Source organism: Klebsiella sp. CN_Kp088, from assembly GCF_040064335.1.
Lineage (GTDB): Bacteria > Pseudomonadota > Gammaproteobacteria > Enterobacterales > Enterobacteriaceae > Klebsiella > Klebsiella aerogenes.
In genome coordinates, this window is record NZ_JBEAIQ010000014.1 from 294,072 (window position 1) to 313,903 (window position 19,832).

The window sequence follows — 19,832 nt, forward strand, 5'->3', positions numbered from 1 at the left end:
GGAGATTTGACTATGAACGTTATTGCAATCATGAATCACATGGGTGTTTACTTCAAAGAAGAACCCATCCGTGAACTGCATCGTGCTCTCGAACGCCTGGACTTCCGTATTGTCTACCCGAACGACCGTGACGACTTATTAAAACTTATCGAAAACAACTCTCGTCTGTGCGGCGTGATCTTCGACTGGGATAAATACAATCTCGAACTGTGCGAAGAAATCAGCAAAATGAACGAGTACATGCCGCTGTACGCTTTCGCTAACACCTACTCCACGCTGGACGTTAGCCTGAACGATCTGCGCATGCAGGTTCGCTTCTTCGAATATGCGCTGGGCGCCGCTGAAGATATCGCGAACAAAATCAAACAGAACACTGATGAATACATCGATACCATTCTGCCGCCGCTGACCAAAGCGCTGTTCAAATATGTACGTGAAGGCAAATATACTTTCTGTACCCCAGGCCACATGGGCGGTACCGCGTTCCAGAAAAGCCCGGTAGGCAGCATCTTCTATGATTTCTTTGGTTCCAACACCATGAAATCCGATATCTCCATTTCGGTTTCTGAACTGGGTTCACTGCTCGACCACAGCGGCCCGCACAAAGAAGCGGAAGAGTATATCGCTCGTGTGTTTAACGCTGAACGCAGCTACATGGTGACCAACGGTACATCTACCGCTAACAAAATCGTCGGTATGTACTCCGCGCCTGCCGGCAGCACCGTACTGATTGACCGTAACTGCCATAAATCGCTGACTCACCTGATGATGATGAGCGACATTACGCCGATCTACTTCCGTCCGACCCGTAACGCCTACGGTATCCTCGGCGGGATCCCGCAGAGCGAGTTCCAGCACGCGACTATCGCCAAGCGTGTGAAAGAGACGCCGAATGCGACCTGGCCGGTACACGCGGTTATCACCAACTCAACCTATGATGGTCTGCTGTATAACACCGACTTCATCAAGAAAACCCTGGATGTGAAATCCATCCACTTTGACTCCGCATGGGTCCCTTACACCAACTTCTCGCCGATCTATGAAGGCAAATGCGGGATGAGCGGCGGTCGCGTTGAAGGGAAAGTGATCTACGAAACCCAGTCCACGCATAAACTGCTGGCGGCATTCTCTCAGGCTTCGATGATCCACGTGAAAGGCGACGTTAACGAAGAAACCTTCAACGAAGCCTACATGATGCACACCACCACTTCTCCGCACTACGGTATCGTGGCTTCCACCGAAACCGCGGCGGCGATGATGCGCGGTAATGCCGGTAAACGCCTGATCGACGGTTCTATCGAACGTTCTATCAAGTTCCGTAAAGAGATCAAACGTCTGAAAGGCGAGTCTGAAGGCTGGTTCTTCGATGTATGGCAGCCGGAACATATCGATGGCGCTGAATGCTGGCCGCTGCGTTCCGATAGCGCATGGCACGGTTTCAAAAACATCGATAACGAGCACATGTACCTCGACCCGATCAAAGTCACGCTGCTGACTCCGGGGATGAAGAAAGACGGCACCATGGATGATTTCGGTATTCCGGCAAGCATCGTGGCGAAATATCTCGACGAACACGGCATCGTGGTTGAGAAAACCGGTCCGTACAACCTGCTGTTCCTGTTCAGCATCGGTATCGATAAGACAAAAGCGCTGAGCCTGCTGCGTGCGCTGACCGACTTCAAACGCGCGTTCGACCTGAACCTGCGGGTGAAAAACATGCTGCCGTCTCTGTACCGTGAAGATCCTGAATTCTATGAAAACATGCGTATTCAGGACCTGGCGCAGAACATCCATAAACTGGTTGAGCATCACAACCTGCCGGACCTGATGTTCCGCGCATTCGAAGTGCTGCCATCCATGGTGATGACCCCGTATGCCGCGTTCCAGAAAGAGCTGCACGGTCAGACTGAAGAAGTGTACCTCGAAGAGATGGTAGGCCGCGTCAACGCCAACATGATCCTGCCGTATCCTCCGGGAGTACCGCTGGTCATGCCTGGTGAGATGATCACCGAAGAAAGCCGCCCGGTGCTGGAGTTCCTGCAGATGCTGTGCGAAATCGGCGCTCACTACCCGGGCTTCGAAACCGATATCCACGGCGCATATCGTCAGGCGGATGGTCGTTACACCGTTAAAGTGCTGAAAGAAGAAAACAACAAGTAATAGACGCACACAAGGGAAGTGGCTTGCCACTTCCCTTTTTTCACGCTGCAAGGAGAACCTATGAAAACACCCTCACAGCCGCGCGCGATTTACTACATCGTAGCGATCCAGATCTGGGAGTACTTCAGCTTTTACGGCATGCGCGCCTTACTCATCCTTTATCTCACCCACCAACTTGGCTTTGATGATAGCCACGCCATCAGTCTGTTCAGCGCCTACGCATCTTTAGTTTACGTAACCCCCATTCTCGGCGGCTGGCTTGCCGACCGCCTGCTCGGCAACCGCACGGCGGTGATTGCCGGGGCGTTGTTGATGACCCTCGGCCACGTGGTGCTGGGCGTCGAATCTGATTCCACCTGGAGCCTCTATCTGGCGCTGGCGATCATTATCTGCGGCTATGGCCTGTTCAAATCCAATATCAGCTGCCTGCTTGGCGAACTGTACGCCGCTGACGACCATCGTCGCGATGGCGGTTTCTCGCTGCTGTATGCCGCCGGTAACGTCGGTTCGATCGCCGCGCCCATTGCCTGCGGGCTGGCGGCGCAGTGGTACGGCTGGCATATCGGCTTTGCGCTGGCGGGGATCGGCATGTTCATCGGCCTGATGATTTTCTTAAGCGGCAGCCGCTATTTCCGTGACACCCGGGGTGTCGATAAACAGGCGCTGTGCGCGGTGAAATTCGTGTTGCCGACCTGGGGCTGGCTGGTGGTGATGCTGTGCCTGGCGCCGGTGTTCTTCACCTTGCTGTTAGAAAACAACTGGTCCGGTTATCTGCTGGCGATTGTCTGCCTGTTCGCCGCGCAGATGGTGGCGCGGATCATGATCAAATCGCCGCAGCATCGCCGCGCGCTGTGGCAAATCGTTCTGCTGATGTTGACCGGAACGCTGTTCTGGGTACTGGCGCAGCAGGGCGGCAGCTCGATTAGTCTGTTTATCGACCACTTTGTTGATCGCCGGCTGTTCAATATTGAAGTACCAACCGCGCTATTCCAGTCGGTTAACGCGGTAGCGGTGATGGCGGCTGGCGTGATCCTGGCGTGGCTTATCCGCCCGGAAGGGCGTACCCGCTCGGTGTTAAAAGTATGGCTGAAATTCGCATTCGGCCTGCTGCTGATGGGCGGTGGATTTATGCTGCTGGCGCTAAATGCCCGCCACGGCGCGGCTGACGGTCAGGCCTCGATGGGCATGATGGTCGCCGGGCTGGCGATGATGGGCTTTGCCGAACTGTTTATTGACCCGGTGGCGATGGCGCAGATAACCCGTCTGAACATGCCCGGCGTCACCGGCGTATTAACCGGCATTTATATGTTGGCCACCGGCGCGGTCGCCAACTGGCTGGCCGGGGTGGTGGCGCAGCAAACCACCGAATCGCAAATCAGCGACACGGCGATTGCCGCCTATCAGCATTTCTTTTCGCAGATGGGCGAATGGACTATCGGCTGCGTAGCGGTGATTGTCATTGTCGCCTTTGCCGCGATTTGCAGCCCCGGCCAGCGCAGCGCGACCGGGGACATTAACTCAACAGCCAAGTGAACAGGAGGTGGATATTCTGGCAGGCGCGGAAGCCAACGATAAAAAATACCGTTAGTGAAGCCATAGCTGAGTGAGATCAGCTTGTAGTGAATCCAGAGTCGTTAAGATTGTTCTCTGGTGTGTTACCAGAGACAGGCCGCGCTGAATGGTGACCTGGTTCAATTTATCGAAGCTAGTTTGAAAGCAGGGTTATGAGGAACCAACATGTCTGAACAACAAGCACAAGGTGCCGATGAGGCAATTGACCTTAATAATGAACTGAAAACTCGTCGCGAAAAATTGGCTGCGCTGCGTGAGCAGGGCGTCGCTTTTCCGAACGATTTCCGTCGCGATCATACCTCTGACCAATTGCACGCTGAATTCGATGCGAAGGATAACGATGAACTCGCTTCCCTGAACGTTGAAGTCTCTGTTGCAGGCCGTATGATGACCCGCCGCATCATGGGTAAAGCCTCTTTCGTCACCCTTCAGGACGTCGGCGGCCGCATTCAGCTGTACGTCGCGCGGGATGACCTGCCGGAAGGCGTCTACAACGAACAGTTTAAAAAATGGGATCTCGGCGACATTATCGCCGCCCGCGGCAAGCTGTTCAAAACGCAAACCGGCGAACTCTCCATTCACTGCACCGAGCTGCGTCTGCTGACCAAAGCCCTGCGCCCGCTGCCGGATAAATTCCACGGCCTGCAGGATCAGGAAGTCCGCTATCGCCAGCGCTATCTGGATCTGATCGCCAACGAAGAGTCGCGTCATACGTTCCGTATCCGTTCGCAGATCCTCGCCACCATGCGTCAGTTCATGGTTGCTCGCGGCTTTATGGAAGTCGAAACCCCGATGATGCAGGTGATCCCAGGCGGCGCTTCCGCCCGTCCGTTCATCACCCATCACAACGCGCTGGATCTGGATATGTACCTGCGTATCGCGCCGGAACTGTATCTGAAACGTCTGGTGGTTGGCGGCTTCGAACGCGTCTTCGAAATCAACCGTAACTTCCGTAACGAAGGGATCTCCGTACGCCATAACCCAGAGTTCACCATGATGGAACTGTATATGGCGTATGCGGATTACAAAGACCTGATCGAACTGACCGAGTCGCTGTTCCGCACTCTGGCGCAGACGGTGCTGGGCAAAACCGAAGTACCGTATGGCGACCAGGTGTTTGACTTCGGCAAGCCGTTTGAAAAACTGACCATGCGCGAAGCTATCAAGAAACACCGTCCGGAAACCAACATGGCGGATCTGGATAACTTCGACGCGGCGAAAGCGCTGGCGGAATCTATCGGTATTCAGGTAGAGAAAAGCTGGGGTCTGGGACGTATCGTGACCGAGATCTTCGATGAAGTGGCGGAAGCGCATCTGATTCAGCCGACCTTCATCACCGAATACCCGGCGGAAGTTTCCCCGCTGGCGCGCCGCAACGACGTGAACCCGGAAATCACCGACCGCTTCGAGTTCTTCATCGGCGGCCGCGAAATCGGTAACGGTTTCAGCGAGCTGAACGATGCGGAAGATCAGGCGCAGCGTTTCCAGGATCAGGTCAACGCCAAAGCGGCGGGCGATGACGAAGCGATGTTCTATGACGAAGACTACGTCACCGCGCTGGAGTACGGCCTGCCGCCGACCGCCGGCCTGGGTATCGGTATCGACCGCATGGTGATGCTGTTTACCAACAGCCACACCATCCGCGACGTTATCCTGTTCCCGGCCATGCGTCCGCAGAAGTAATCGTGTTTGGTAAATGACAAAACCCCGGCTTGCCGGGGTTTTTTGCATTACGGTGGCATCAGGCGCCGACGCTGCCCCAGACCATCTTACCGTTATGGAAGGTGGCGGTGCGCGGCGAAATTCGCGCCACGGCTTCGGCGGAGCAGGAGGCATCGACCAGCACAAAGCTGGCGTCGTCCTGCGCTTTTGGCCATACGCGCTCGCCCTTGTCATTCAGCGGCAGCACCTCGCCGGTAGCGATGGCCAGCGCGCGCGACAGGGTCTGCTCATTGGGGCGGATATACAGCTGGGCGTAGAGATTGGCTTTCTCCAGCATGTCGCCCAGTCCGTACGGCGACCAGTGGTCAATCACGCTATCGGTACCGGTCATCACGAAGACGCCTTTTTCGCGCAGTTGTTTGAGCGGCATGTGCAGAGTGCCGATCGGCACGGTGGAGGCGATGGTGATCTGCTGCGCCGCCATGCGGGTCGCGATGGCATCGACCTGCTGCTCGTTGAGCGTCGCCAGCGCAAAAGCGTGGCTGATGGTCAGCTTGCCTTTCAGCGCCGGGGTCTTCTCCACGGTTTCCACCATATAGTTCACCGCCGCCACGCCCGCCGGGCTGGTTTCATGCAGGTGAATATCCACCCCTTTGTCGTAATCGAGCGCAATCTGGAACATGGTATCGAGCGATTTCTCCATCGCGCCATCGACGTTAGTCGGGTCGAGGCCGCCGACATAATGGGCGCCGGCCTGCATCGCTTCGCGAACCAGTGATTCCGATTTCGACAGCAGCAGCCCGTGCTGCGGAAAAGCGACGATTTCGCAGTCAAAGCCTGGCTTACGCCGCGCCAGTACTTCCTGCAGATTCTCAAGGTTCTTCAGCCCGGACACCGGCTCAATATTGCAGTGGCTGCGGGCGATGGTCGAGCCTTTGGATTGAATCAGGTCGATAAGCTTCTCGGCGTGCGCCTGCGTATAAGGCTGGAGTTCCGGCAGCAGTTTCTGCTCAAGCTTGATCATATCCTGAATGGTGGTGCCCGCCGGGCGGTTCAGCGAGCGCCACGGGCCGCCGTAAAACGTTTTGTCCAGATGGATATGCATGTCGCGCATGGCAGGCAGCATCAGTTTACCACCCGCGTCATAGCGCGGCAGCGTGGCGTCCGGGTGGCTCAGATTGCTGCGCAGGGCGACGATTTTGCCGTCTTTTATTTCCAGCGTTTGCCGCTCGGTCCGGGTGTGAACCACCACGCCGTTTTCATATTCGAAGCCGCTTTCCAGCAGCACGTTATCAAGGTAGTAATGTTTATCGGCGACGTTGACCGCGCCTTTATTATCGCAGGTGGCCGCGGATGGCGGGTTGCTTGCGGCATACGCCGCCGGCGCGCCTGCCGCCAGCAGGGCAGCGGCGGTGACCATTTTTCCGCTTTGGGTAAGAAATTCGCGACGGCTGTTGTCTTTATTCATCCTTTTTTCCTTTTGTGTCAGTCATGCACAATATGAGTTCCCGTTTCGCCGCGTAGCGCGGCTGGTAGACATTCCGGCGTAGTGATGATCACCCGCTTGCCGCCGTGTTGCAGGAACGCGAGGCTGGCGACGATTTTTGGCAGCATGCTGCCAGCCGGGAAATGTCCTTCTTGCATATAGCGGCTCATCTCGTCGATACCGACGCGACCCAATGCCTGCTGATTAGGCTTGCCGAAATTCACGCACACTTTCTCCACCCCGGTGGTGATCACCAGAATATCAGCATCAATTTCGCGGGCCAGCAGGGCGGTTGAGAGATCTTTGTCGATCACCGCATCCACGCTCTGGTAGTCGCCCTGCGGGCTGCGCACCACCGGGATCCCGCCGCCGCCGGCGCCGATCACCACAAAGCCTTGCCGGGTCAGCGCTTTAATAGCTTCCGCTTCGACAATGCGTTTCGGCTCCGGCGAGGCGACCACCCGGCGATAGCCGCGGCCCGAATCTTCCACAAAGCGCCACTCAGGATGCGCCTGTTGTAGTTCATCGCGCTGGCTTTCGCTAAAGAACGCGCCGATAGGCTTGGTCGGATAGGCAAAGCCGGGATCGTTTTTATCCACTTCAACCTGGGTGACGACGGTAACCGCCTTTTGCTCGCCGCGCTGGGCGAGGCGGTTATTCAACGCCTGCTGGATCAGGTAGCCGATACCGCCCTGGGTATCGGCGACGCAGTTAGCCAGCGGCGTCAGCGGCAGACCTTCTCGTTCGTGGGCTATCTCCGAGCGGCGTAAATCCAGCCCAACCTGCGGGCCGTTACCGTGGGTTAGCACCACGTTATAGTCCGATGCCAGCATCTCCAGCACCGTACTGGCCACCGCTTTGACCGCCTCGGCCTGATGCTCGATCGACTGGCTGGCGTTATCTTTGATAATGCTGTTGCCGCCAATGGCAACGACGATAAGTTCTTTCATATCCGGCTTCCGCTACAGAAGGTGATGTGGTTATTGTTATTGTGTGGTCGTGGTAGTCGCCCGGCCAGGCGTAGGGCTGCCGGGGATTTCCCGGGGTCGGCGTAAACGCCTCGCCCGGGCTACAACGCTAAACGTCGTAACGATCGCACCAGCTGAGGATCGCTTTTTCGAAACAGGCGAACGGCGGATGAACGATCCCGGCGCCGATCATGCCGATCCCGGCGTCTTTGTGGGCGATAGCGGTGTTGATCACCGGTAAAATACCGCTGCTGCCGACGCGGGTGATGTCGATTGCGGTCGGGATCCCCATAAAGCCGAGCAGCGGAATGGTGACGTTCGGGTTTTCGCCAAGGGTGATTTCACGCATCTGGCGCGAGAAATCGACCGCTTCTTCTACCGTTCCGCCGACCAGCGCGACGATAGCCGGCGCCGTCGCCATGGCGAAACCGCCGATGCCATAGGTTTCGGTAATCGCGCTGTCGCCGATATCAAGGCCGGAGTCCTCCGGTTTAAAACCGGCAAACATCGGGCCTATCACTTGCTGCGCCGGGCCGGTAAACCATTGTCCCGGCAGGCCGCTGACCCGCAGTCCGAACTCGACGCCGTTACGCGCCATGGTGGTCACCACGGTGCTGTATTCAATACCGTGGGCTGCGTCCATCGCCGCTTTGCACATCGCCATCCACGTCGGCCCGGAGAAGTAATCGCTGCTGGCGACAAATTCGAACACTTCGCGCTGCTGCTCTACCGGATAACCGGCCTGAATAATCCCCGGCGTGAGCGCCTGAATCAGCAGGGTGGTGCCGGCGTTGTTGCGGTTATGGCACTCATCGCCCATGTGTAGCGCCTGCGCCAGCATTAAGCGCAGATCGATTTCGCCGATGATCTTCATGGCGTCGCGCAGCATGGGGCCCTGCACGTCGCGCATCCAGTTCAGACGATCGATCACGCTCTTATCGTTAGCTCCCATGCGCAGGATCTTCGCCATCTGCTCGCTCATGTTGGTATAAGCGATATTGCCGTAGGTTTTGTTCTCGACGATGTGCATGAACATCGACGCCGACGTCACGCCCGCCATCGAACCCACGCAGTCGTGTTCGTGACAGGGTGAGAAGGTAATTTCACCGGAGGCGGCAAGCTCGGCGGCTTCATCCAGATCTTTCGCCAGCCCTTCAAAGACCAGCGCGCCGGTGACCGCGCCTTTCATGGCGCCGCACATGTTTTGCCATTCCACCGGCGGGCCGGCATGCAGAATGGTTTTTGGCGTCATGCCCGGCACGACGTTAATGGCCTGATCAAAGCCGATGAGTACCGGGTGCGACTGAATAATGCGCTCCAGCGCCTGCTGGTTGGCGGCGGCGATTTTATCCGCCAGCGGCGAGTCGGCGATGCGATCCAGCGCCTCGACCACCTGCATATTGCCCTGGCCCGGCGGCGTCCAGTCGAGCTGGGTGACGGCGGTGTGCTGCTTTTTCAAATCGTCGCTGAACATGGCGATACCGACGTTAATCACGTTCAACGGCTGGTTAAATAGCGACTGGCTCATCAGGCTTGCTCCCCTTTGCAGATAAATTCACGCGCCAGCAAACCGGTATTGGTACTGCTGCTGGCCAGAATGACGCCAGCGTCAAGCAGCATCTGGCGCTGTTGCTCCAGCGACGGCGTATCGATGTCGGTGCCTAACACGTAAGCGAGAATCGCTAATGGGCGGCCATCGGCGGCGGCAATGGCTTTGGCCTCTTTGATCGCCGCGATCGTCGAACCCACCGGATCTTCATGCGCTCCGAAGCCCAGCACGAAGTCCATGACGATGACCGCCACTTCGGGATCGCGCGCTTCTTGCAGCAGGCGACTGATACGGTTGGTTGGGTCGATCATCGGGTGCGGCTTACCGTTGGTGAAGTCGTCATCGCCGAAATCGAGGAAGGTGTGTTTGATGCTGCGATTGATATCGCTCAGGCGATAAGCCGGATCCGGCTGAATGTTGCTATAAACATCCGCGTGTTTTTCCAGTACCGCGAACATGGTTTCATCGCACAGGGTACCGCCGCAGAACAGGCCGCGAATGTACTTTTGCTGTGGCGTGAGCTGCGCGCGAACGTCAGCAATCAGCGGCTGGTTCAGCGGATGTACATCGAGATTTTCCTGCTTAATACCGCTCAGCAGGACGGCCTTCAGCGCCGCGTCTTTAGTGCCGCGGGCGAACTGCAGGCCTGGCTCATCGGCGGGAGGCTCGGCGCGGCCGAGGAAGCACGCCACCACCGGTTTACGGCAGGCGCGAGCGCGTTCGAGCACTTTTTTCGCCACCGCTGGAGCCGGTGGTTTAGAAACAAGGACGATAATTTCTGTTTGCGGATCGGCTTCCAGCATCTGAATGGCGTCGAGCATCATCAGGCCGCCGATTTTCTCACTCAGATCGCGGCCTCCGGTACCAATCAGCTGCGAGATGCCGCCGCCGAAATCATGGATACGGACGCTCAGCTCCTGGCTACCGGTGCCGGAGGCGCCGATAATACCGATGTTGCCACGGCGAACCGCGTTACCGAAGCACAGCGCCGCGCCGTTAATAATGGCGGTGCCGCAGTCTGGTCCCATCATCAACAACCCCTTTTCGTGAGCCAGCTGTTTCAGCGCCAGTTCGTCGTCAATAGAGACGTTATCGGAAAACAACATCACGTTAAGATCGTTTTGCAGCGCCTGACGCGCTTCGCGAGCGGCAAATAGGCCGTTGACCGAAATAATCGCGAAGTTACTTTGCGGAAGATGTTTTTTGGCGCTGGCGAGGGTAGCGTAGCGCGCTTCGTGCTGGCCGCTTTCGGCCTTTTTGCTGAACAGCGCTTCTATTTCACTGAGTATCTGTTCGCAATCGGCGCCGTCTTTACCCTTGATGACGATCATCAGGTCGCCGTTTTTCGCTGCTTCCAGCTCCGGCGTCAGCAGCCCAAGGTTATTCAGCACCCCTTTATTCATTTCCGTCGCCATCGCCACAAATGCCTGCTCTACGCCATCGAGCTTATTAGCGCGGGTGGAAATCGACATTAATGAGACGGAATCAAAATAGGTATTCTTCTTCACCACTATTTTAACTGACATTATTCCCTCCATACGTTTGGCTCAGCGCGCAGGCATCCGCCATGCCCAATAGCATGTCGCTGCCGGAACTTGAGCCAATATTTTTAATATCGGCAATAGCCTCAATAGAAAAGGTTGTCGATTGATTAACCATCAGATTAATCAACACGGCGATACTTTCGCGATAACGTTGGTTTATCGCTGCCTCCAGCGTTATCGCGCTGAGCGGCGTAGTATTTTGTCGGGCGCTCTGCAGCGCGGTTATAAATGCTTCCCGGTATTGATTAGCCGGGTGCCCCTTTATGAATAAAATAACGCTTAGACCTAGCAAATAATCATCCGCCGATGGCGTCAGGCCAATGCCTAATCCGATCATGTTCGCCACGGCGACGCTGATATTTTTATTTTCGCCAAGCGCTTTAAATAAGGTTTCCCGTCGCTGCTGGAGTTCATGACGCATCGCGTGATAAAAGGGATTGTCGCCGCGATAGAGAAATAACGTGTCATCCTCATGTAACTGCGTAACGATAATGTTGCGCCATCGTCGCCAGGCTATCTGGCTAAATGTTGCCGCGTTTAATACTGCCTGCGGCGTTTGCCAGCGCTCACAACGGTGGATGTCTATCCATGTATTATCGCCAATGTAAATCCCTGAATCGGTAAACCGGACGCTTTCCCCTGGCCGGAGCAGGTTGTCAAAGTGGGTGAGTGCTAACCTACAGCTATTGGGCGCATTATCAGAGGTTTCACACAACAGCGTCAGAAGCCCTGGTTTGCCGGGGATGAGCAGGTTCACCGCATGAGTGAAAACCTGCTCGACCTGTCCGCCGCCGCGCTGCGAGAGAAAGCTCTCATCCGCAGTTAGCGCTTGCACACACCGCCAGGAGGAGGTGTTAATGGCGATTCTCCTTCCTCAGGCTCCGGCGGCGACCAGCAGGTGGGCGATTTCACTGAATCCCTTATCCCATGCCAGCTCCAGCGGCGATTTACCGTACTTATCGGTCATATGCGGGTTGGCGCCGTGGTCCAGCAGCAGTTTGACGATCTCCTGCTGCGTCGCACCGCCGTCGTTTAAGACAATCGCTTCCAGTAGCGGTGTCCAGCCAACGAAATTGGTGTGGTTAACGTTAATATTGGTTTCCGTCAGCAATATTTTCACGATCTCAAGATGGCCTTTTTCACAGGCCGGGGTCAGGCCTACACCACCGAAACGCGTTAATCGTTCGAGGTCGGGATTTGCCGGCAAAATTAAGCGCAGTAGTTCGACGTCGTTATTCAGGCAGCTAATTAAAAACGGGTTAAAACAGGTCTGGTCCTGCTTATTAATATCCGCGCCAGCGGCAATAAGAACCGAGACACAAGCATAATGTTTATTCAGGCTGGCGAGGGCAATGGCGGTTCGCCCCTGACGATTACTGGCATTAATATCGACGCCACTTGCCAGGCAGGCTTTTAATTTCGTGATATTTCCCTGCTCTGCAGCCAAAAAATAGTCAGCAATAATATTTTCCGTGGCCATCATCTTGCTCCTGTTGTTGCGGCTTAGACTTTCTCGATGGCTTGAGCATAGCAACCAGAAATAGATAAAAGAACCCGCTTAAATTTTATTCGCCATAATCCGGTAGATTATTGAATAACTTTCAACAATCGATGCAGACTGTGCGGCAGAGCAATGTTTACTTCTTTACGCTTATACCCCTTAACGCAATCGGGTTTTCTTTCGATATAGTTGCCGTCAGAAAGCAACGTCATCAATCTATTTTTCAGAGGGGAAAGAGATGAACGGACTCACCGCTACGGGGATCACCGTCGGTATTTGCGCAGGCGTTTGGCAGCTCATTTCCTCGCACGTCGGGCTGCAGTACGGTTGGGAATTATTGGGAACCATCGGCTTCGTCGCGTTCTGTAGTTTCTATGCGGCAGGGGGTGGCCAATCCGGCTTTGTCAAAAGCCTGTGCGTTAACTATTCCGGGGCAGTGTGGGCGTGGCTGGCGGCGCTGGCCGCCGGCGCTCTCGCTTCAGCCAGCGGTATGTCGGGGTTCTGGGCAAGCGTCATTACCACGGTGCCGTTTTCGGCAGTCATCGTCTGGCAGGGGCGCTTTACGCTAACCTCGTTTATTCCCGGCGGCTTCCTCGGCATGACGCTTTTTTTCGCTACCGGTTTGAACTGGACGGTGACATTGCTGGGACTTCTGGCGGGCAACTGCGTCGGCTTTATTTCAGAATATAGCGGGCGCAAACTCAGCGAGGCGACCAGTAAGGAACGAGCCTGAAGTCGCTACGGGTATTAAGCATTGTTCAAAAATGATTGCCCCACGCCCCGGTAACCAATACATTCAGCTCAGGTATGGTTTAGCGGAGGCGGGAAGGGCGCATGAACTCGATTTTTACTGAAGAAAATCTGCTGGCATTCACCACCGCGGCGCGTTTTGGCAGCTTCAGCAAGGCGGCCGATGAGCTGGGGTTAACCACCTCAGCCATCAGCTATACCATCAAACGGATGGAAGCCGGGCTGGACGTGGTGCTGTTTACCCGCAACACCCGCAGCATTGAACTGACGGAATCCGGCTACTATCTGTTTCGCAAGGCTACCGATCTGCTTAATGATTTCCACGCGATAAAGCGCAGCATAGATACTATCTCGCAAGGCATCGAAGCGCGGGTGCGCATCTGCATCAATCAACTGCTATACACGCCTCGCCATACCGCCCGCCTGCTGCAGGTGCTGAAAAAACAGTTTCCCACCTGTCAGATAACCGTTACCACCGAGGTATACAACGGCGTCTGGGATTCGATCATCAATAACCAGGCGAATATTGCTATCGGCGCGCCGGATACGCTACTTGACGGCGGCGGAATCGATTATACCGAGATCGGCGCGATCCGCTGGGTGTTTGCTATTGCCCCGGATCATCCGCTGGCGTTTATGCCCGAACCTATTTCAGAAAGCCAGTTACGCCTCTATCCCAATATCATGGTTGAGGACACCGCCAGTACGATCAATAAAAAGGTCGGTTGGCTGCTGCATGGCCAGGAGGCGATCCTGGTTCCCGACTTCAATACCAAATGTCAGTGTCAGATCCTCGGCGAAGGGATCGGCTTCTTACCCGACTATATGGCTCATGAAGCCATTGCGGAGAATCTGTTGGTGATCCGCCAGATCCACAACCCGCGCCAGGATTCCGGCATGTTGCTGGCCACCCAGCACGCGGCTACCGGCCAGGTGACGCAGTGGATTAAGAAGCAATTCCGCCCCGGCGGGATTTTAACGGCGATATATGCTGATTTATTGCATCGTGGAGAAGCGAAATAGTCTTGCCACACATATCTTTACGCCAAAACTCCAGCTGTGGACTTTTCCCCTCGCTTTGCCTTATATATATTTGATGACGTCGGTGATACGGGAAAGTACGGCAATGGATACGGGGAAGTTGAATAGCAGTTTTGGTCGTATTCATGCGTGCTACCAGAAGCTGCAGTTAAATGCGCATCTCCCACACGTCATCGCCTGTAGCGAAAACGTCGAGTGCGCCGCCGGCGAGCGTTTTCAGCCGCAGGATGGGTTCATTTACTTTCTGCTGTCCGGGCAAATCACCCTCGCAGTCAACGACCCTGATAACCTGTTGGGGATTGTGATCGAGCATATGCCGCTGGGCCTGCTTGAGCACTACTGCCCGGCGGTAGAGCTACTATATCAATGCCTCGATCGCTGCCGTTTTGCCAGAATCAGCGTGGAGGATTTCGAGCGTATCTTCTTTTACTCTTCGCCGGAGTATATGAAAGAGCTGACGACTATTCTGGCCTACATGGGCATTTTTGCTCTCGATGCGCACAACGAGCGCGGCAACCTGTCCGGTTTTCAGACCATAAAATCGATGCTATCGCGTTATCTGTACCGTAACGAGATCGATTGTGGAAAACGTGAAAGCCTGTCCGCTTTTATTATTAAACGGACCAATCTTTCGCGCAGCTATGTATATCAGGTTTTAGCGGCGTTAAAAGAAGGCGGTTATATCACGGTGAAAAAAGGTCAACTCATTTCTATCGACCGAAAAATACCGGATAAATTCTGATTAATATGGTCAGTTGTCAGGGCGATTATGCCCGGCTTGCTGACGCCTGTATAAAGTGAATGTGAAATACGTCACACATTCTGGAGTTATTTTATGACCCTGGATTATATTGCTTTAGCCATCCTGATTGCGGTGGCGCTGATTTTATTTTATGGAATTATCATGATCCACGATATTCCGTATGAAATAGCCAAAAAAAGAAATCATCCGCACCAGGATGCGATTCATTACGCTGGCTGGGTGAGCTTGTTTACCCTGCACGTGCTGTGGCCGCTGCTGTGGATCTGGGCCACGCTGTGGCGAGAAGACCGCGGCTGGGGAATGCAGCAGTTAAAGACCGACCAGCACGATTTACATCAGCGTCTGGATGCGATGCAGGCGGAATTAAACCGTCTGAAAAATAGCGCCGTCAATCAGGAGGGTAAATAATGGAAACGTTATTACTGCTGTGTTATGCCGCCTTGTGTATCGTGATATTTAAAGTATTCCGTATTCCATTAAATAAATGGACGGTTCCCACTGCGGTATTAGGTGGCGTGATACTGATTGGCATGTTAATCCTCGGTATGAATTATAACTTCCCCTATAGCGAAGTCGGGAAGCAGGTTTATCGCACGGTGCCCATTGTTTCGCAAACCCGCGGTCGAGTCACCAGCGTGCCGGTGAAACCAAATCAGATGCTGCATGAAGGCGACATCTTGTTCACCATCGACCCAACCCCATTCCAGGCGAAGGTGGACGACCTGACAGCGCAGGTGAAAGCGGCCAGCCAGGATGCGTTGTCGCTGGATGCGGGGTTAACCAGCGCGCAGGCTGATTTAAGCAAAGCGGTCGCCGAGCGCGACCGGGCCCAGCGTGAATACGCCCGCTTCCAGGCAGGTCATGATAAAGGGGCTTTTTCCGATCAGATGGTCGATACCCGTCGCCAGAACTGGAAAGCCTCGCAGGCGGCGGTGGACGCCGCCCGGGCAAAGGTCGTACAGGCGCGTAACGATCTCAATTCGGTGGTGCACGGCGAGAACACCAAAGTCGCTTCGCTGCTGGCGCAGCTGCGCGAGGCGCAATTTAAGCTCGATAACACGGTGGTACGCGCGCCGTCTGACGGCTATGTCAGTACCGTCGGCCTGCGTCCTGGGACCATGTCCACCGCGTTGGGGCTGAAGCCGGTAATGACGTTTGTGCCAACGGATAATGCGAATTCACGTGAATACGTCGCCGCATTCCGCCAGAACGCGCTGCAGCGTTTGCAAAAAGGTGAACAGGCTGAATTACTGTTCCCCTCTATTCCGGGAACCGTATTTAAAGCGCAGGTCGCGGAAGTGCTGCCGGCGATTGGCGAAAGCCAGTTTCAGGGTCAGGGGACGTTGCTGACGGCCAACGATCTGGCGGCGCGCGGCCGAGCGCTGGTGGTATTAAAAGTGACCGACGATCGTCTGGCAAATTATCAGCTGCCGCAGGGCGCGGATGTCGAAGCCGCCGTCTATTCGGAACATTTTGAGCACCTGTCGCTGATAAGAAAGATCCTCATCCGTATGAAAAGCTGGGAAAGCTATCTCTATCTCGATCACTAAAACGACGGAATAGCGGTCAGGCAGTTTTAAGAACTTTTCCTAATGCCAAGCGCAGAAGCTTATGCCATGCTGAATGTGACTCGTAACATAAAGCACGCGTTAAGAGAGGAAAAATATGAAAAAAGCAATGATTGCACTATCCGCTATTCTGGTCGCTTCTCCGGTATTCGCGGCAACCACTACACATGCAACCGATGATACCGTGGCCGCAGCCCACGAAAATGCCAACACGGCAAAAGAAAAACTGCACCAGGCGCAGAATCAGGGCGAAGAGATGAAGCTCAAGTCCAAACATGCTGCTGAAGGGAAAAGCGATAGCGTCGGCAGCCAGATAAGCGAAGGCACGCAGAAAACCTGGAATAAAACCAAAGAAGGCGCCGAGAAGGGCTGGGATAAGACCAAAGAAGGCACTGAGAAAGGCTGGAACGCCACTAAAGAAGGCGCCAGCAAAGGTTGGGATAAAACCAAAGAAGTCAGCGAGAAAGGCTGGGATAAAACCAAGCAAGGCGCTGAAGAGTTAAAGAATAAAGTCTCTGAGTAATACTGACTCGCTGAGAACAAAAAAGGTCGCGTTAGCGGCCTTTTTTACGTCTGGCGCTCGCTGAAATTATTGTTTGCTTTCCTCCTGAATTAGCCAGGAATAGTCCTGGATAGGTTGCTAATCACTATTTCTCCACATTTGCAGGGTAAAAAAGAGATATATCAGGAGGTGTACTATGAAAAAGATGATTTCTCTGGCGGTTATTTTATCCTGTGTGCTGAGCGCTCAGGCTTTTGCCGATGGCCCAAATGACGGTCATCGTCCGGGGCAACAGCAGGTATGGCAGAATGGCCCGAAGCAGGGTGACCAGAATGGACACCACCAGCCGGGCGGTCCTGGCGATCACCATCAGGGCAACAATGATAGCCGCGGCCCGGACCGAAGAGGTCATGACGATCGTCACCAGGAACGCCATGAACAGGACCATTTCGCCTGGAGGGGTAACGATTTCCGTAAAGGCCATCCGGCGCCGGAGCATTATCGCGGTGATGAATATCGCGTCAGTAACTGGAACGAACGTGGCCTGCCGCGCCCCCCGGAGGGGCATCACTGGTCTTATATCGATGGCAATTACGTGCTGATCGCCGCAGCGACCGGAATTATTACTTCAATTCTGGTAAGCGGCGCCCTCGGTCATTAAATAATGATACTTGCGGCATGGCATTCGCGCCGGGTCAGGCTAACGTCTGACCCGGATTATGGATGCTAACTTGTACGGACCGCAGTGGATCACCTTTTATTCAGTTCGTCATCCGGCCAGTATTTATAACCGTTGACCATTGCCTGAGCCGCCAAACCTTTCTCGGTGATTTCATAAACGTTGACTTTTGACGGCAGCGAAGAGGTATCTTTCGCCACGCCGTTGGCTGACGCGCCTATCGGGGCGATGCCGCTGTCGTCATATTTCGCTGCCGCGTTGGCATCCGCGCCGACCATATAGCCTTTAGTAATGAAAGTATTCAATGCGTCTTTATCGTGGAATACCAGTACGGTACGCAACTGTTTCACGCCCATACCCACACCGGCGCCGCCCTGGGCCATTTTCATATAGGTATCTTTGCCGGTGGCGCTATTTTTCACCACGCCGTAACCGCTACCGAATCCAAAGACTAATATCTTGCTGCTGTTACTGGCGAAGACCGCGTAGCCCTTTGAATGCTGGATATCGCTACGCGCTTCCGGGTACAAGCTATAGAGTTTACCGAGCGTGTTGGTACGCATCTTTTGGATGCTGGCGCGTTGCTGGCTGGCGGTGTCGCCCTCAGCGCTGCAGCCTGTTAGCGTCAGCGCGCAGGCAAGTAAAAGTAAATGATATTTCATGGCTGTTTATTTTTATTTAAAACTGAATTAAAGCGGGGATAGTAGAGTAAGTGTTGGTGTGTAACCCATAAAATAAACGTTTATATTTAAATTTTGCCAGTTTTAATGGTTATTGTTCTGCGATTTGTCTGTATTAAAAATATGATGGATGGTGTTCCAGCAATTAGAAATGCTACTTGCATAAACTTTGCGCCAGGATAACTTGTTAAGTTCTTAATCTATTCCCGGAGAACGGCATGTCTGATTGTGTAATTCCAGAAATTAAAGCCACGGAAGATGAAATGATTTCTATCCGTCATTATTTACATGCCAATCCGGAATTAAGTCTGGAAGAGTTTAATACCAGCGAGCTGGTTGCTGGTAAGCTGACAGAATGGGGCTATCAGGTGACCCGCGGCCTCGGTAAAACCGGCGTCGTCGGCAGCCTGAGCAAAGGCGACTCGCCGCGCACTATTGGCCTGCGCGCCGATATGGACGCATTACCGATTTATGAAACCACCGATTTACCCTGGGCCAGTACCGTACCCGGAAAAATGCACGCCTGCGGCCATGATGGCCACACCACGATTTTGCTCGCGGCGGCGAAATATATCGCCTCGCCGGCCTGCCAGTTCAACGGCACGGTGCATCTGATTTTCCAGCCCGCGGAAGAAGCCATCGGCGGCGCGGATCTGATGATTAAAGATGGCCTGTTTGAGCAGTTCCCCTGCGAACGCATCTTCGGCCTGCACAATATGCCGGGGCTACCGGTTGGCAAGCTGGGCTTCTATGCCGGCAACTTTATGGCCTCGGCGGACACGGTCAAAATCACGATTACCGGCTACGGCGGCCACGGCGCGCATCCGGAACGCACCGTCGACCCTATCGTGGCCGGCGCGGCGCTGGTGATGGCGCTGCAGAGCATCGTCGCGCGCAACGTGCCGCCGGGTGAAACGGCGGTCGTCAGCGTGGGGACTTTCCAGGCCGGCATCGCCTCGAACGTGATTCCTGAGAGCGTGGTGATGGAGCTCAGCGTGCGGGCGATGAAACCGGAAATTCGCGATCTGCTGATTAAGCGTATTCAAGAGCTGACCGAGTTTACTGCCAAAAGCTATGGCGCCAGCAGCGAAGTCGAGATTTACGACTCTTACCCGGTATTAACCAACAGTAGTGAAGAGACCGATTTCGCCCAGGCGCTGGCGCTGGAAGTCTTTGGCCGCGAAGGGGTGCTGGAGTCGGTATCGCCAATGAACGCCAGCGAAGATTTCGCTTTTATGCTGCGCGAGCGTCCGGGCTGTTACTTCCTGCTCGGCAACGGTGAAAAAGGCGAGAAGGGCGGCTGCATGGTGCATAACCCCGGTTATGACTTTAACGATGACATTATCTGCACCGGCGCGACGCTGTTCGCGCGTTTAGTGCAAGCGCACTGCCGTTAATCCCTGGAGA

General features: G+C 54.8%; 18 protein-coding genes. 11 read left to right on the top strand and 7 right to left on the bottom strand.

Going from position 1 to position 19,832, the window contains the following annotated elements; translation table 11 throughout:
* Window positions 1–12 precede the first annotated feature (12 nt).
* The 3 genes from cadA to lysS all read left to right on the top strand — a co-directional run bounded on the left by cadA (window position 13) and on the right by lysS (window position 5,415).
* Window positions 13–2,160: a lysine decarboxylase CadA gene (gene cadA, locus ABLV08_RS04945; protein ID WP_015367858.1), complete on the top strand. Its 2,148-nt coding sequence runs from the start codon at window positions 13–15 to the stop codon at window positions 2,158–2,160.
* A 60-nt stretch (window positions 2,161–2,220) separates the two neighbouring features.
* Window positions 2,221–3,693 (top strand): dipeptide permease DtpD, encoded by a 1,473-nt coding sequence (dtpD, locus tag ABLV08_RS04950; RefSeq protein ID WP_047076211.1) that lies wholly within the window; start codon window positions 2,221–2,223, stop codon window positions 3,691–3,693.
* A 204-nt stretch (window positions 3,694–3,897) separates the two neighbouring features.
* Window positions 3,898–5,415, top strand: a complete 1,518-nt coding sequence (gene lysS, locus ABLV08_RS04955) for a lysine--tRNA ligase (protein ID WP_015704650.1) — start codon at window positions 3,898–3,900, stop codon at window positions 5,413–5,415.
* 58 nt (window positions 5,416–5,473) lie between these two features.
* On the opposite strand, the gene ABLV08_RS04960 is transcribed toward lysS, so the two are convergent.
* The 6 genes from ABLV08_RS04960 to ABLV08_RS04985 all read right to left on the bottom strand — a co-directional run bounded on the left by ABLV08_RS04960 (window position 5,474) and on the right by ABLV08_RS04985 (window position 12,421).
* Complete coding sequence (locus tag ABLV08_RS04960; protein WP_015704651.1) at window positions 5,474–6,862, bottom strand: amidohydrolase family protein; 1,389 nt, start codon at window positions 6,860–6,862, stop codon at window positions 5,474–5,476.
* A gap of 17 nt (window positions 6,863–6,879) precedes the next feature.
* Window positions 6,880–7,830, bottom strand: coding sequence for a carbamate kinase family protein (locus ABLV08_RS04965; RefSeq protein ID WP_020079420.1), 951 nt, complete (start codon window positions 7,828–7,830; stop codon window positions 6,880–6,882).
* Window positions 7,831–7,957: 127 nt separating this feature from the next.
* On the bottom strand, window positions 7,958–9,376 hold the full coding sequence (locus tag ABLV08_RS04970; RefSeq protein WP_015367853.1) for a DUF1116 domain-containing protein: 1,419 nt from the start codon (window positions 9,374–9,376) through the stop codon (window positions 7,958–7,960).
* The gene (gene fdrA, locus ABLV08_RS04975; RefSeq protein ID WP_042893725.1) at window positions 9,376–10,923 is read right to left on the bottom strand and encodes an acyl-CoA synthetase FdrA; all 1,548 of its coding nucleotides are present in this window, start codon (window positions 10,921–10,923) and stop codon (window positions 9,376–9,378) included. The genes ABLV08_RS04970 and fdrA overlap by 1 nt, the downstream gene beginning before the upstream one ends.
* Window positions 10,913–11,776 carry a DUF2877 domain-containing protein gene (locus tag ABLV08_RS04980; protein ID WP_032714014.1) on the bottom strand — a complete coding sequence of 288 codons (864 nt, stop codon included), beginning with the start codon at window positions 11,774–11,776 and terminating at the stop codon, window positions 10,913–10,915. Before ABLV08_RS04980 ends, fdrA begins: the two co-directional genes overlap by 11 nt.
* 39 nt (window positions 11,777–11,815) lie before the next feature.
* A complete protein-coding gene (locus ABLV08_RS04985; protein WP_042893724.1) occupies window positions 11,816–12,421 on the bottom strand; it encodes an ankyrin repeat domain-containing protein in 606 nt (201 codons plus the stop codon).
* 259 nt (window positions 12,422–12,680) lie between these two features.
* On the opposite strand from ABLV08_RS04985, the gene ABLV08_RS04990 reads away from it, so the two are divergent.
* From ABLV08_RS04990 to ABLV08_RS05020, 7 genes are all read left to right on the top strand, one after another.
* Window positions 12,681–13,175 (top strand): DUF1097 domain-containing protein, encoded by a 495-nt coding sequence (locus tag ABLV08_RS04990; RefSeq protein WP_348855622.1) that lies wholly within the window; start codon window positions 12,681–12,683, stop codon window positions 13,173–13,175.
* A 101-nt stretch (window positions 13,176–13,276) separates the two neighbouring features.
* Entirely contained in the window at window positions 13,277–14,215 is a 939-nt protein-coding gene (locus ABLV08_RS04995; protein WP_020079416.1) for a LysR substrate-binding domain-containing protein, read from the top strand.
* Between the two features lie 103 nt (window positions 14,216–14,318).
* Window positions 14,319–14,975, top strand: coding sequence for a helix-turn-helix domain-containing protein (locus tag ABLV08_RS05000; protein WP_072207326.1), 657 nt, complete (start codon window positions 14,319–14,321; stop codon window positions 14,973–14,975).
* 93 nt (window positions 14,976–15,068) lie between these two features.
* Complete coding sequence (locus ABLV08_RS05005) at window positions 15,069–15,404, top strand: DUF3302 domain-containing protein (RefSeq protein ID WP_042893723.1); 336 nt, start codon at window positions 15,069–15,071, stop codon at window positions 15,402–15,404.
* Window positions 15,404–16,546, top strand: a complete 1,143-nt coding sequence (locus ABLV08_RS05010) for an HlyD family secretion protein (RefSeq protein WP_032712793.1) — start codon at window positions 15,404–15,406, stop codon at window positions 16,544–16,546. The genes ABLV08_RS05005 and ABLV08_RS05010 overlap by 1 nt, the downstream gene beginning before the upstream one ends.
* A gap of 115 nt (window positions 16,547–16,661) precedes the next feature.
* Entirely contained in the window at window positions 16,662–17,087 is a 426-nt protein-coding gene (locus ABLV08_RS05015) for a hypothetical protein (protein ID WP_015367842.1), read from the top strand.
* Between the two features lie 175 nt (window positions 17,088–17,262).
* Complete coding sequence (locus ABLV08_RS05020; RefSeq protein WP_032712794.1) at window positions 17,263–17,727, top strand: RcnB family protein; 465 nt, start codon at window positions 17,263–17,265, stop codon at window positions 17,725–17,727.
* A gap of 89 nt (window positions 17,728–17,816) precedes the next feature.
* Here ABLV08_RS05020 and ABLV08_RS05025 read toward each other — a convergent pair whose 3' ends face one another.
* A complete protein-coding gene (locus ABLV08_RS05025) occupies window positions 17,817–18,407 on the bottom strand; it encodes a YSC84-related protein (protein ID WP_348855623.1) in 591 nt (196 codons plus the stop codon).
* 236 nt (window positions 18,408–18,643) lie between these two features.
* Between ABLV08_RS05025 and ABLV08_RS05030 the strand changes: the two genes are divergently transcribed.
* Window positions 18,644–19,822 carry a M20 aminoacylase family protein gene (locus ABLV08_RS05030; protein WP_032707578.1) on the top strand — a complete coding sequence of 393 codons (1,179 nt, stop codon included), beginning with the start codon at window positions 18,644–18,646 and terminating at the stop codon, window positions 19,820–19,822.
* Window positions 19,823–19,832 lie beyond the last annotated feature (10 nt).